The organism is Pseudomonas sp. MYb185 (assembly GCF_002979975.1).
GTDB lineage: Bacteria > Pseudomonadota > Gammaproteobacteria > Pseudomonadales > Pseudomonadaceae > Halopseudomonas.
In genome coordinates this window covers 179,848-192,836 of sequence record NZ_PCQD01000005.1, presented here as the reverse complement: position 1 = coordinate 192,836, position 12,989 = coordinate 179,848, and the positions used below count along the sequence as shown (strand labels likewise).

Annotated in this window: 11 protein-coding genes; all 11 read right to left on the bottom strand. The window is 62.8% G+C overall.

All coding sequences use genetic code 11. The features are described from left to right. Positions 1-2 precede the first annotated feature (2 nt). Positions 3-734 (bottom strand): hypothetical protein, encoded by a 732-nt coding sequence (locus CQ007_RS09705; protein WP_105645602.1) that lies wholly within the window; start codon positions 732-734, stop codon positions 3-5. 69 nt (positions 735-803) lie between these two features. Further along, positions 804-1,649, bottom strand: coding sequence for an alpha/beta fold hydrolase (locus CQ007_RS09700; RefSeq protein WP_105645600.1), 846 nt, complete (start codon positions 1,647-1,649; stop codon positions 804-806). 38 nt (positions 1,650-1,687) lie between these two features. Then, positions 1,688-2,719, bottom strand: a complete 1,032-nt coding sequence (gene dmpG, locus CQ007_RS09695) for a 4-hydroxy-2-oxovalerate aldolase (protein WP_105645598.1) — start codon at positions 2,717-2,719, stop codon at positions 1,688-1,690. Further along, entirely contained in the window at positions 2,716-3,666 is a 951-nt protein-coding gene (locus tag CQ007_RS09690; protein ID WP_105645596.1) for an acetaldehyde dehydrogenase (acetylating), read from the bottom strand. Before CQ007_RS09690 ends, dmpG begins: the two co-directional genes overlap by 4 nt. 21 nt (positions 3,667-3,687) lie before the next feature. Then, positions 3,688-4,473, bottom strand: coding sequence for a 2-oxopent-4-enoate hydratase (gene dmpE / locus CQ007_RS09685; RefSeq protein ID WP_105645594.1), 786 nt, complete (start codon positions 4,471-4,473; stop codon positions 3,688-3,690). Further along, entirely contained in the window at positions 4,470-4,952 is a 483-nt protein-coding gene (locus tag CQ007_RS09680) for a heme-binding protein (RefSeq protein ID WP_105645592.1), read from the bottom strand. The genes dmpE and CQ007_RS09680 overlap by 4 nt, the downstream gene beginning before the upstream one ends. After that, positions 4,949-7,438, bottom strand: coding sequence for an RND family transporter (locus tag CQ007_RS09675; RefSeq protein WP_105645590.1), 2,490 nt, complete (start codon positions 7,436-7,438; stop codon positions 4,949-4,951). The genes CQ007_RS09680 and CQ007_RS09675 overlap by 4 nt, the downstream gene beginning before the upstream one ends. A gap of 26 nt (positions 7,439-7,464) precedes the next feature. Continuing rightward, positions 7,465-8,526: a YCF48-related protein gene (locus tag CQ007_RS09670; RefSeq protein ID WP_105645588.1), complete on the bottom strand. Its 1,062-nt coding sequence runs from the start codon at positions 8,524-8,526 to the stop codon at positions 7,465-7,467. A gap of 62 nt (positions 8,527-8,588) precedes the next feature. Further along, positions 8,589-9,965 (bottom strand): DUF1329 domain-containing protein, encoded by a 1,377-nt coding sequence (locus tag CQ007_RS09665; protein ID WP_105645586.1) that lies wholly within the window; start codon positions 9,963-9,965, stop codon positions 8,589-8,591. Between the two features lie 9 nt (positions 9,966-9,974). Beyond that, the gene (locus CQ007_RS09660) at positions 9,975-11,645 is read right to left on the bottom strand and encodes a DUF1302 domain-containing protein (RefSeq protein ID WP_218278862.1); all 1,671 of its coding nucleotides are present in this window, start codon (positions 11,643-11,645) and stop codon (positions 9,975-9,977) included. Between the two features lie 102 nt (positions 11,646-11,747). After that, complete coding sequence (locus CQ007_RS09655) at positions 11,748-12,965, bottom strand: acyl-CoA dehydrogenase family protein (RefSeq protein WP_105645582.1); 1,218 nt, start codon at positions 12,963-12,965, stop codon at positions 11,748-11,750. Positions 12,966-12,989: the final 24 nt, after the last annotated feature.

The window sequence follows — 12,989 nt, the reverse complement described above, 5'->3', positions numbered from 1 at the left end:
TCTCACAAACCGGCCGCTCGCTCTGACAGGAATAGCGACAGCCCCTGGCTGGTCTGCCGCAGGTAATAGGCCGCACTACCGGGTACCCAACCGCGCTGCTGCTCCAACAGGTGCGGACGTACAAAGCTGTAGAAGCCTTCCAGTTTTGCCAGTTGCTGATCCGCCGACAAAGCCTGCGACTGCAGTTCGGCAAAGCCATGCAGAATGCGCTTATCCAGCTCCGCCACGGTGTTTTCATCCACTACCAGCACATACATGCCCAACAGGCCGAAGGCGCGGGACTGATACAACAGCAGCAGGCGCTCGATATCCAGCTGCAGCTCCTGCACTGTGCTCAACTGCGCCGATACCTCCCCTGCTCCGGCGTTGCGCTCGGCAAGCCGCTGATCAAGCCGTGCATGGGTCATCAGCACCAGCGTCAACCACTCGGGATACAGTTCCGGCAAATCCGCCGGTATCGCCTCCAATGCCGTAATCGCAATATCGATATCCTCGACCATCTCACCCAGCTCCGCATCATTGCCCAACTGCTCTTTCAGCCACGCCAGATCCTGCTGGTAGCCATCGGCGTAGCGCAGATCAATTCCATCCTGGTTGGGGTTGTAGTAGGCGAGGAGAAAACTGCACAGGCTGAAGGCCTGGATACGAGCGTCATGCAATGGGGTGCTGGAGAGCTTCGCGCCAGCCAGACCCGGCTGCATCAGCAGCAAGACCAGAAACAGACGAACCCACATTATTCAATTCCTTTTTATTATTGTGGAGGCAGGCCACCCCTGGTGGGGTGGCTCTGTATGGCAGACCGATCAGTGCTTGATGAAATCGATCACCAGGCGGTTGAACTCCTCGGCATGTTCCCACTGCGCCCAGTGCCCGCACTGGCTGAACACATGCAGGGTGGAATTGGGGATCATGTTCAGCAGTTTCAGGCTCCAGTCGATGGGCACGAAACGATCATCCCGGCCCCAGACCACCAGCGTCTTGTTGGGGATGTTCGGCAGATCATCGGTGTAGTCCCCCATGTTGAACTGGCTCTGCGCCACGCTCTTGAGGAAGTTATCCAGGTGGTGCCCATTCTCCATCATCGCGTCATAGCGCAGCTGGATCAGCTCATCGGTCAGCGCGCTGGGATCATAGACGAACACGTCCAGCATCTTGCGCAGGCTTTCCGGGCTCGGGTTCTTGTACACGTCGAACAGCAGCTTGATGCCTTCCATCGGCAGCGGGGTGAAGATACTGGTCTTGCCCACGCCGCCAGAGCCCATCAGGATCAGCTTGCCGACCCGCTCGGGATAATCCTTGACGAAGGCCAGCGCGCTGCCGCCGCCCATCGAGTTACCGATCAGGTGCGCCTTGTCGATATCCAGCGCGTCCATCAGTTGCTTGATCGCCCGGCCGTTGACATCGAAACGCGGCTCGCCGGTGACGATCGGATCGGATTTGCCCCAGCCCGGGCAGTCCATCAGGATGACCCGGTAGCCGGCATCCACCAGCGGATCGACGTTGCGATGGAAATTTGCCCAGCCGGTGGCACCGGCACCGGAGCCGTGAATCATCAGGACGACGTCACCTTCACCAGCCTCGTTGTAGTGCAGTTTCCACTCTTCGGTCTGGACAAACCTGCCGGTACCTTCATTCGTAAACTTGCTCATATTCCTTCCTGCCTCTGGGTTGTGAGTTGTTATCTTTTTCAGGTCTTGTCACGCGCTGCCAACAGATCCAGCGCCACATCCACGATCATGTCTTCCTGGCCGCCGACCATGCGGCGCTTGCCCAGCTCGACCAGGATGTCGAGGGTCTTGAGGCCATATTTGTCCGCCGCCACCTCGGCGTGGCGCAGGAAGCTCGAATACACCCCGGCATAGCCCAGCCCCAGGGTTTCCCGGTCCACCCGCACCGGGCGATCCTGCAGCGGACGGACGATGTCGTCAGCGGCGTCCATCAAGGTGTACAGGTCGGTGCCGTGGTTCCAGCCCAGGCGTTCGGCGGCGGCGATAAACACCTCCAGCGGCGCATTGCCGGCACCGGCCCCCATGCCGGCCAGGCTGGCATCGATGCGATCACAGCCCTCTTCCACCGCCGTGATCGAGTTGGCCACCCCCAGGCTCAGGTTGTGGTGGGCGTGCATGCCGGTGTGAGTGGCAGGATCGAGTACATCCTTGAACGCACGCATGCGATCACGCACGTCCTGCATGTTCATCGCCCCGCCGGAGTCGGCCATGTAGATGCAGGTGGCGCCGTAGCTTTCCATCAGCTTGCCCTGCGCGGCCAGCTGCTGCGCCGGGATCATATGGCTCATCATCAGGAAGCCGACGGTATCCATGCCCAGCTCCCGGGCGTATTCGATATGCTGCTTCGATACATCCGCCTCGGTGCAGTGGGTGGCCACCCGCACCACGCGGGCGCCGGCGTCATACGCCGCCTTGAGGTCATGCACGGTGCCGATGCCCGGCAGCAGCAGGGTGGCGATCTTCGCGTGGCTGATGACATCGGCCGCCGCCTCGATATATTCCAGGTCGGTGTGCGCGGCAAAGCCATAGTTGAAGGAGGAGCCCTGCAGGCCATCACCGTGGGCCACTTCGATGGAGTCGACCCGGGCCTTGTCCAGCGCACGGGCAATGTCCTGCACATTCTGGATCGAATACTGGTGACGGATGGCGTGGCTGCCATCGCGCAGGGTCACGTCGGAGATATAGAGTTTGCGTTGCGGATCGAAGCTCATGCGGCACCTCCAGCAGTGAGCATGGACTGGGCCATACGCTCGGCGGTGGCCAGCGCCGCCGAGGTCATGATGTCGAGGTTGCCGGCATAGGCTGGCAGGTAATGGGCGGCGCCTTCGACTTCGAGGAAGATCGAAGTCTTCAGCCCACTCATCCGGCCCACACCGGGCACATTGACCGGGGCGGATTCAGGAATCACATCGAACTGCACTTGCTGTTTCAGGCGATAGCCGGGCACATAGCGCTGCACTGCAGCGGCCATTTCCTCGACCGAGGCGGCGATCTGCTCCTGGTCAGCCAGCTCCGACAGCACGAATACTGTGTCGCGCATGATCAGCGGCGGCTCGGCCGGGTTCATGATGATGATCGCCTTGCCCTTCTGCGCCCCGCCTATGACTTCAATCGCTTTGGAGGTGGTCTCGGTGAACTCGTCGATATTGGCCCGGGTGCCGGGGCCCGCGGACTTGCTGCTGATCGAGGCGACAATCTCGCCGTAATGCACCTTGGCTACCCGCGACACGGCGGCAACCATGGGAATGGTGGCCTGGCCACCGCAGGTGACCATATTGACGTTGGTCTGGTTGAGGTGTTCTTCCAGGTTCACCACCGGCACACAGTACGGGCCGATGGCCGCCGGCGTCAGGTCGATCATCCGCAGGCCGGGTTTCAGCTGACGCAGCAGCGCATCGTTACGCACATGGGCGCCAGCGCTGGTGGCATCGAACACGAAGTCGATGTCGGCGAACTCCGGCATCTGTGCCAGCCCATCCACGCCCTGGTGGGTGGTGGCCACGCCCATGCGGGCGGCGCGGGCCAGGCCGTCGGATTCAGGATCAATACCGACCATCACGGCCATCTCGATATGCTGCGCGTTGCGCAGGATCTTGATCATCAGGTCGGTACCGATATTGCCCGAACCGATGATCGCGGCTTTGAGTTTCTTGCTCATGGTTGTGTTTCCTCAATAGGATCAGGCAAAGCGCACGCTGCAGCTGCCAAGACCGGCGATGGTCACGCTCAGGTTGTCCCCGGCGGTTACCGGCACCATGCCCGACAGCGCGCCGGACAGAATCACCTCGCCGGCCTTGAGGCTCATGCCCAGCCGCCCCAGGGTATTGGCCAGCCAGGCCACGGCGATCGCCGGCGAGCCCATGGTCGCGGCACCGGCGCCGGTGCCAACGATGGCGCCATTCTTCTGCAGCACCATGCCGGTGCTGTACAGATCCAGCCCGCGCGGGTCGACCAACCGGTCGCCCAGTACGAACACGCCACAGGAAGCGTTGTCCGCCACGGTGTCCTGGATCTTGATCTGCCAGTCACGCACCCGCGAATCGACGATTTCAAAGCAGGCCATCACACCCTCGGTGGCACGCAACACATCGGCCACGGTCACCCCTGGGCCAGCCAGATCCTGCTTGAGCACGAAGGCGATTTCCCCTTCGGCCTTGGGCTGGATCAGGGTCGCCATGTCGATGCACTGGCCCTGGTTCACCACCATGCGATCGGTGAGCATGCCGAAGTCCGGCTGGTCGACCTTGAGCAGGTCCATTACCGCCTGGCTGGTGACCCCGATCTTCTTGCCGATGATGCGCTCGCCATCCTCCTGGCGCCGTGCAATCAGCTGCTGCTGGATGGCGTAGGCGTCCTCGATGGTCAGGTGCGGATACCGCTCGGTCAGCGGTGCCACCATGCGTGCCTCGCGCAGGGCGACGAACAGCTCGTCACCGAGCTGGGCATGGAGGGGGTTGTTGCTCATGGTTCAACTCCTTCGGATTCGGGCGCCGCGTCGACCTGAGAGACCATCGCCTCACAGCCGGCCAGCGCACAGATGATGTCTTCTTCCTCACTGGCACCGGACACGCCCAATGCGCCGACCAGACGGCCATCCATCTGGATCGGAAAAGCACCGCCCATGGCGACGATTTCCGGGCGCAGCAACAGGTTCATGCGGATGCGTTCACTGGCGTTGTCGATCATGTCGCCCAGGGTGCTGCTGGGCAGACCGAACGAGGCCGAGGTTCGGGCCTTCTCGGTGGCCAGCTGGATGCTGTGCCAGGGGGTGCCTTCGGTACGGGCGAAGGCCATCAGATGGCCGCCGCCATCGACCACGGCAATGCTGACCTGGAGCTGGTTGCGCCGTGCGCACTCCAGCGCTGCATCGACACCGAGCCGCGCCACGTCGAGGGGCAGGCCAGCGCCGGGCAGGCGCGGTAGGGGCAATCCATGCTGTCTCATGGCAGCACCTCCTCGACCGCGAACGCACGGCGCTCGGCGGGATGCAGGGTTTCGGTGCGACCGGTCTCAGCCTGGCGCTGTTGCAGAACGTATTGCGAGGCGAAGTGCCTGGGCTGCAACAGGAAGCAGGCCAGCGCCGGCACCAGGATCAGCGCCACCAGCATGTTGCAGAAGAACATGAAGGTCAGCAGCAGGCCCATATCAGCCTGGAACTTGATCGGCGACAGTATCCAGGTCACCACACCCAGCGACAGGGTCACACCGGTGAACACCACTACCCGACCGGTGAAGTTCAATGCCTGGAAGTAGGCTTCCGACAGGCTCGAGCCACGCTTGAGCCAGAACAGCATGACACTGAGGATATACAGCGCATAGTCGACGCCGATCCCCACCCCCAGCGCCACCACCGGCAAGGTGGACACCTTCAGCCCCATGCCCAGCTTGACCATCAGCGCCTCGGCCAGCATCGAGGTCAGCATCAGCGGCAGGATCGCGCAGATGGTCGCCCGCCAGGAACGGAACGCCAGCAGACACAACAGGCTCACCGCCAGGTACACGCCGATGACCATCTGCGTGTTGGCCTTCTTCACCACGATATTGGTGGCACTTTCGATGCCGGCATTACCGGCAGCCATGATGAAGCGCGCCTCGTCACTGTTGAACTCGCCGGCGAAGCTCTCCACCGTGGAGACCACTCCGCCAAGCGTCTGCGCCTTGTGGTCCTGCAGGTAGACGAACACCGACAGCAGCTCGCAGGTAGCGTTGAACAGGTCGCGGGGCGAGCGGTTGGCCGCGGCGTTGATCATCGGCTGGTTCGGCGGCAGCTCGTTCCACTTGAGGAAGCCCTCGTTCATGCCGACGTTGACCCGCCGCGCCACCCCGGCGATCGAGTTGGTGCCGTCCACCCCCGGCAACTGGCGCAGGCGCCATTCCAGCTCCTCGACCTTGCGCAGGGTTTCATAGTTGACGCACTGCCCCGCCGGGGTCTCGACCATCACCACGAACACGTCGCTGCTGGCCTGGTAGTTGCTGATGATGAACTGGTTGTCCTGGTTGTAGCGCGAATCGGCACGCAGCTCGGGGGCGCCGGGGTCCAGGTCACCGACCTGCAGGTTGCGCGCCTCGAGCACCGCCCAGCCAGCCAGGGCACCGGCACAGAGCAACGCGCTGATGGCGACGCGCGGGCGGGTGAAGGCCAGCAGGCCACGGACCACGGCGGGCTTGCGATAGTCCGGCTGCTCATGGGCACGTTCGGCATCCAGCCGACGCTGCGCCGCAAGCGGCGACACGCCGGTGAAGGACAGCATGATCGGCAGCAGCGCCAGGTTGGTGAATACCAGCAGCGCCACGCCAATGCTGGAGATGATCGCCAGCTCCTTGATTACCGGGATATCAACGATGGTCATCACCGCAAAACCCACCGCATCGGCCAGCAGCGCGGTCATGCCGGCGGCGAACAGCCGGCGGAAGGTATAGCGGGCAGCGATCAGCCGGTGCGTGCCGCGGCCGATGTCCTGCATGATGCCGTTCATCTTCTGCGCGCCGTGACTGACGCCGATGGCGTAGACCAGGAACGGCACCAGGATCGAATAGGGGTTGAGCTCGTAACCCAGCAGCGGCAGCACACCCAGCAACCAGACCACGCCGACCAGGGTGCAACCCTGCACCACCAACGTGCTGCGCCAGCAGCGGGTGAAGTACAGCAGAATGATGGTGGTGATCAGCACCGCGGCGGCAAAGAAACTCAACACCGCATACAGGCCGGAGATCAGGTCGCCCATGACCTTGGCGAAACCGATGATGTGCAACGACACGCCCTGGTCGCTGTAGCGCTCGCGGATCTGCTCCAGCGCATCGGACAGTTGCTTGTAGTCCAGCGCCTCGCCGGTGGACGGGTCGACATCCAGCAACGGCACCAGGATGATGCTCGAACGGAAATCCGGCGCTACCAGTTGCCCGATCTCACCGGACAGTTGCACGTTGCCCCGCAGCACCTCCAGGTTCTCGGCCGTACCGGCAAAGCCGTCAGGGATCACCGTACCGCCATCGAATCCCTGCTCGGTCACCCCCTGCCAGCGGGTCAGCGGTGTCCACAGGGACTTCATGAAGGAGCGGTCCACCCCCGGCAGCAGGAATACCTCGTCGTTGATCTGGCGCAGGGTCTCCATGTACTCGGCGCTGAAGATATCGCCCTCGCCTTCCAGCGCCACGGCGATGCGCAGCGTATTGGCAGTGCCCTTGAGCTCATCCTGGTGCTTGAGGTAGTTGAGGATGAATGGATGACTGGTCGGAATGGTCTTCAGGAAGCTGGCATTCATGCGCACCTGGGTCGCCGAGGCGGCCAGCAGCAGCGTCATCAGCACGCAGAAGGCAATGATCCAGCCCCGGTAGTTGAACAGCAAACGCTCCAGCGCATTACCGGACTTCTGGTCGAAATCCTTCAGGTTGGTGATGGTCTGGAAACCGTCTGAAGATGAAATAGCCATATAGATGAACCTCTGGCGCAGGCCGGTCAGTTGAGCTGCTCGGCGGAGAAACGGGTAACACCGTTGGAGCCGACACCCAGCACGCTGCCATCGGCCAGCGGCAGCAGGTCGGTCAGCGGGAACGGGCGCGCGGCACGGATGCGGGAGAACGAGCGCCCCTCATCCCGACTCAGCCAGCCGCCACCGGCGGCATCGGTCAGCAGCAGTGCGCCGTCCGCGAGCAAGGTGCCGGCGGTCAGGCTCTGGCTGGTGGGCAGCGACAGTTGGCGCCAGTGCTCACCGGCATCGGTGGAGATGAAGGCGTGGCCGCGCAAGCCGAAGGCCAGCAACCGCTGGGCATCCCCCAGCAGACCGAAATAGCTGCCCTCGTAGGGCTGGGCGAGGCGTTCCACCTGGCTGGCCGCTACGTCGCTGCGGTACAGGCCGCCCATTTCACCGGCCATGTACAGGGTATTGCCCACCCCGAGTACGGCATTCAGGTGGCTCTGTTCGGTGCCCTCCATCAGCGTCAGCAGCGGACTCCAACTGATGCCACCATCAGCGCTGCGCACCCCCAGGCCATAGGCGCCTACGGCTATCACCGATTGGCTGCCCAGGCATTGCACATCCAGGAACGGCTTGTCCGCTCCGTCCTCGACCAGCATCTGGGCGCTGTACTCCAGCTCCGAGCCTTCCTCCCGGGCGCGTTGCCAGGCGGCTTCGGCAAAGCGCTGGCCATCCAGCTGCAGGCTCCAGCTGTCACCGGCATCATCGGTATGCAGAATCGCACCGCGGTGCCCCACCGCCCAGCCATGCTGGCTGTCGGCAAAGCACACCGAGGTCAGCGTCACGCTGACCGGGGATGGCGCCTGGCGCCAGGTCCGGCCCTGATCATCGGACAGGATGATGTGACCGCGCTCCCCCACCGCCACCAGCCGTTCGCCGGCCTGGGCCACGCTACTGAGCATCGAGCGCACCGCCAGGTCGGATGGCGTGGCCGGGCGGCTCAGGGTGTCCGGCAGGTCGGCCGCCAGCGTCATCGCTGGCAGACAGGCCAGGGCCGTGGCAGCAAGCAGCGATAGCAGGCGCGTTGTAATCGTGTTTTTCACTTGTGCAACTCCTCGCAAGGCGGATTGCCCTCTGCCATCACTGGCAGAGGGCACGGGACCGATCAGCGACCACTCATGCGCAGCAGGGATTGCGGCGAGAAATAGGTCTCCGAGCGCTTGTCAGCCATGCTGAACTGACTGCCCTTCACGTCCGTACCCATGGCGCAGTTGTAGACCCAGGCGCGGGTACGGTGGTCATGGAAGAAGCCATTGCAGTAGTTCACCGTCGCCGGGATATCCGGTGCCACGAACGGCGTGGTCATCGAAGTGCGCCACAGGGTGCCCTCGGCATCCCAGCCGTCGAGGATCGCCGTCCCCCAGTTGTCCTCGCTGAAGTAGAACTGACGCTTGGGCACCGCGTGGCGGCTACCCGGTTTCAGGGTCGCCTGCACTTCCCATACCCGATGCAGCTCCCAACGCACCAGGTCAGGGTTGGCATGCCGTTGACCGAGCACCTCGGCATCGCTGTGTGCCATCAGCGCGTTGTTGTTGTAGGGAATGAGCATTTCCCGCTTGCCGATCAGCTTCCAGTCGTAGCGTTCGGGCGAGCCGCCGTAACCGAAGGTCTCATCGACGAAGTTGGTGCCGGAGGCCACCACGTTCGGGGTATCGAAGTTGATGCTCGGCGCCTGGCGCACGCGGCGCTGACCGACCAGGTATTGCCACAGGGTACGGCCCTGGTGGTAATCCAGGGTGTTGTGCACCATCAGCGCCTCACCCGCGCGGAACGCTGGTTCGTAGGCCAGCTGGATGGCCAGCATGTACTTCGGATTGGGCGTCGATTCCTGCGAACCGCTGGCGTAGTAGTAGGGATACTGCGCGTAGTCCTGCGCTGCGGTGGCCAGAATGCGGCGGCCCTCGCCGGTGGTGGTCCAGACCTGGTACTTGGTATCGGTGGACTCGCCGCGCCACTGCAACTGGTGGTTCCACACCAGCTCGATGCCGCTCTTGGGAATCGGGAACGGTACCCCGCCGTAGGCACCGCGCACGGTCAGACCGTTGTTCTCGAGGGTCGCGCTGGTGGCGTTCTTGAAGGTGTTGTCGTAGATCCACTGCGGCGCTGCAGCGGTGCGCCGGGTCGGATACACGTCGATGCGATAGGTGTCCGGGTTGTCCTTGAACAGCTGGATCACACCGGCGGCCAGTTGATCCTGGTGCTCGGCCAGATTGGCGGCGGTGATCGAGTACAACGGCTGGTCACCGGAGAAGGGATCGAAGTCCCGATTACCGTTCCTGAAGCCGGACGGCACCGTGGTATAGCCGCCGTCCCAGGCGGGAATGGTGCCAGCGGCGTTGCCGGCACGCTCGGCGCCCAGCGGAGTCAGCTCCGACTTGAGCAGGGCGGCTTCCTCGGGGCTGACTGCGGCGCCAGCGGTGCCCACGCTCAGCGCCAGCAGGGAAACGCAAAGGGCGAATTGACGAATGTTCTTGTTATGCATGATCTGGCCTCAGAACGTATAGGATGCATTCAGGGAAATGAAGTCGCGGTCGCCATTGGTCTGCTTATAGGACTTGACGCCCGTGGTGGCATCGACCGCAGGCACGTACTCCGGACTGCTGGTACGATCGGTCGGCCCATAGAAGCCGTTGTAGCTCAGCGCCACGGTGACGCGCTTGAGGTACTCGGCCGACAGCCCGATGTTGAAACCACCGCCCTTGGCCTGGCTGAACCCGCCCACCGCCGAGGAGCGGCCATCGATGCCGTAACTCACCCCCATGGGGACCGACAGGTCGATGCCATCGAACACCTGGAAGTAGGTAGGGTTGAACACCACGCGCATGGCTGTGGCGTCACGGGTGCTGTTGGGGTCCATCCATTCACGGTTCTTGGTCACGCTCAGCGTGCGGTTCCAGGCCACCTCACCCATCAGCGCGGCGGTATCCCAGAAGCGGCTCTGGGGCATGATCTGAATCATGCTGACCTGGGCATGCGCGGTATTACCCACGGCGTACAGCGGATTGCGGTCATTATCGTGATCGCCGGTAATGTCATTGACGGTCAGGCTGACCAGCGGTGCATTGCGTCGGATCGAACCCTCGAAGGCCACGTTGGCATCACCGATACCGGTGGTCGCACTGAAGCCATAGGCGCGCACGTCCTCGGGGAATACCAGCATGTGCTCACCCACCACGATGTCATCGGCCACGCCGGGCTGAGGAACATCGAACGGCCGGGTCTGCACCTGGAAGTTCTTGTCGTGGTAGTTGATCGCATAGAGGCCGAAGTCGGTATCGATGCTGTCGGCCCGGTAGCGCAGTTGGAAGCCCCACTGCCCCGAGTCGCGCGCCTCGATATCCTTGGTCCGGTACAGCGACACGCCGGGCGCTGCGAGAATGCGCTCACCACCGCCATCGAGCAGATCCGCCGGGCTGAAGTAGCTGCCCGCCGCCGGAATCCGCGTGCGCTCCCATTCGAACTGGTAATAGGCGCCCAGCGACAGCGCCGGAGTCAGCTGCAGGTCACCGGAAATCTGCTTGACCGGCAACACCAGCTCCTTGAACTGCGAGTTGGGCGCCGACAGCGCCTGGATGGCGTTGATCGGCATCATGCCGCCAGCAATACCGTTATTGCCGAAGAACAGGCTCTCGCCGTACAGCAGCGAATGCTGGCCGACCCGCACCACACCCCAGACATCGTCGGTCAGGCTGAAGTCGGAATAGACGAAGGCATCCCGCAGCTCGGCGTCGCGGCCATGCAGGTCGCGGGTTTCCTTGGTGAACTCGTTGTAAGCGACCGACAGGTTGTTCGAGGTCTCCGGGTTATCGTGATCGTTCTTGCGGTTGTAGACCCGGTCATACCAGGCCGCACCACTGACGCGTACACCCATGCCGCGGTAGTTGACGTCGAACTCGGAGAACAGGTCGACCCGGTTGTTGATCATCGAACCCTTGTCGAAGTTGCGGTCACCGTCATCCAGGGTCATATCGGAAATCAGACGGTTCTTCTGATCCTGCACCCGCCAGGCGGCGTTGTACTTCACGTTGGTATCCAGGCGGATGCGCAGGTCGGCATTGTCGGTGTCGAACTGGAACGCATGGGCAGGCAATGAGGAACAGAGCAGGATGGCAGCACTCAGGGCTGACAGCTGAAACGTCTTGTTCATCCTTTGGTAAGACATAAGGCACCTCAGATATGGGCGGTACACCGCCTTTTATTTTTATCCCATGGCAACCGCACCGGCGGTTGCCATGCCTTCATTTGGGGCAAGCCCCAAAATGTTTCAGCCGTTCAGCGATACCGGCTCCAGGCCGAAGACCATGGGCGGCAATTGCTGACCGAGCAGATAGGCGCCCAGCATGCCGGCGGTATCGTCGGCGTTCTGGGTGATATGGTTGGCCGCGGCGATGACGTCGCGCAGGATGCGCTGCAGCGGGTTGTTCAGATAGATGCCGCGTGCCGAGGTCGCCTTGAACAGCAGCATCACCGCTTCCTCGCAGTCGCGTCCGACCCGGGCGATATCCAGCATGTGGTGGACCCGGTCGTAGTTGGGCACCAGCTCGCCGCGCTCGACGATCTCAGTGGTCTCGGCCATCATCTGCAGCAGCCGCGCCCGCGCCGAACGCACCCGCACCACCGCGTTGCCCAGACGGTCCTTGACGTAGGGGCTGAGCGCCGCGCTGCCGCCATCGGTGGTATTGGTGCGCACGGTCATCTGGCGGATGTACTCATCGATACCGCCCTGGGCCATGCCGACGATCAGCGCCGACACCGAGCCGAAGAAGATCTGATTGAACGGGTACAGGTAATGTGTACCGCGATCATCCTTGTTGTACTGAATCAGGCTGTGGGTGCGGTGATAAGGAACGAAGGTCTCGCGGACCACCAGGCTCTTGCTGCCGGTGCCGGCCAGACCGAACACGTGCCAGTCATCCTCGATCTCGTAGTCGGTGGCCGGTACCAGCATGGACAGGCGATCGATCACATTGCCCTGGGCATCACGGCGCAGCCCACCGAGGAAAGCCCACTTGCCATGGTCGCAGCCGCTGGAGGTCTTCCAGGTGCCACTGATCCGGTAGCCGCCTTCGATCTCCTCGACCTTGCCGAAGGGCGGGTAGGAGGAAGCGATGATGGTCTTGTCATCCACACCCCAGACATCTTCGCAGGCCTGATCCGGCAGACTGCCGAACTCCCACTGGTGCACCCCGAGGATCATCATGTTCCAGGCGCTGCTGCAGCAACCGCGACCCAGCTCCATCAATACCTTGTAGAACACCGCCGGGTTCATTTCGTAGCCGCCGAACTTGGCTGGCTGCAGGATCTTGAAGAATCCCGCATCGACGAAGGCCTGGATGGTTTCCGGCGATACCATGCGATTCTTCTCGACCGAGTCGGCCTTCTCGATGAGCATGGGAATCAGGTCACGGGCACGCTGGATCAGCTCGGCCTCGGAGGGCACGCAGCTGGCTTGGTCGGCAGTCTTTTTCAGCACACTAGTCATATCGGTTCTCACTTTGTTGTTATC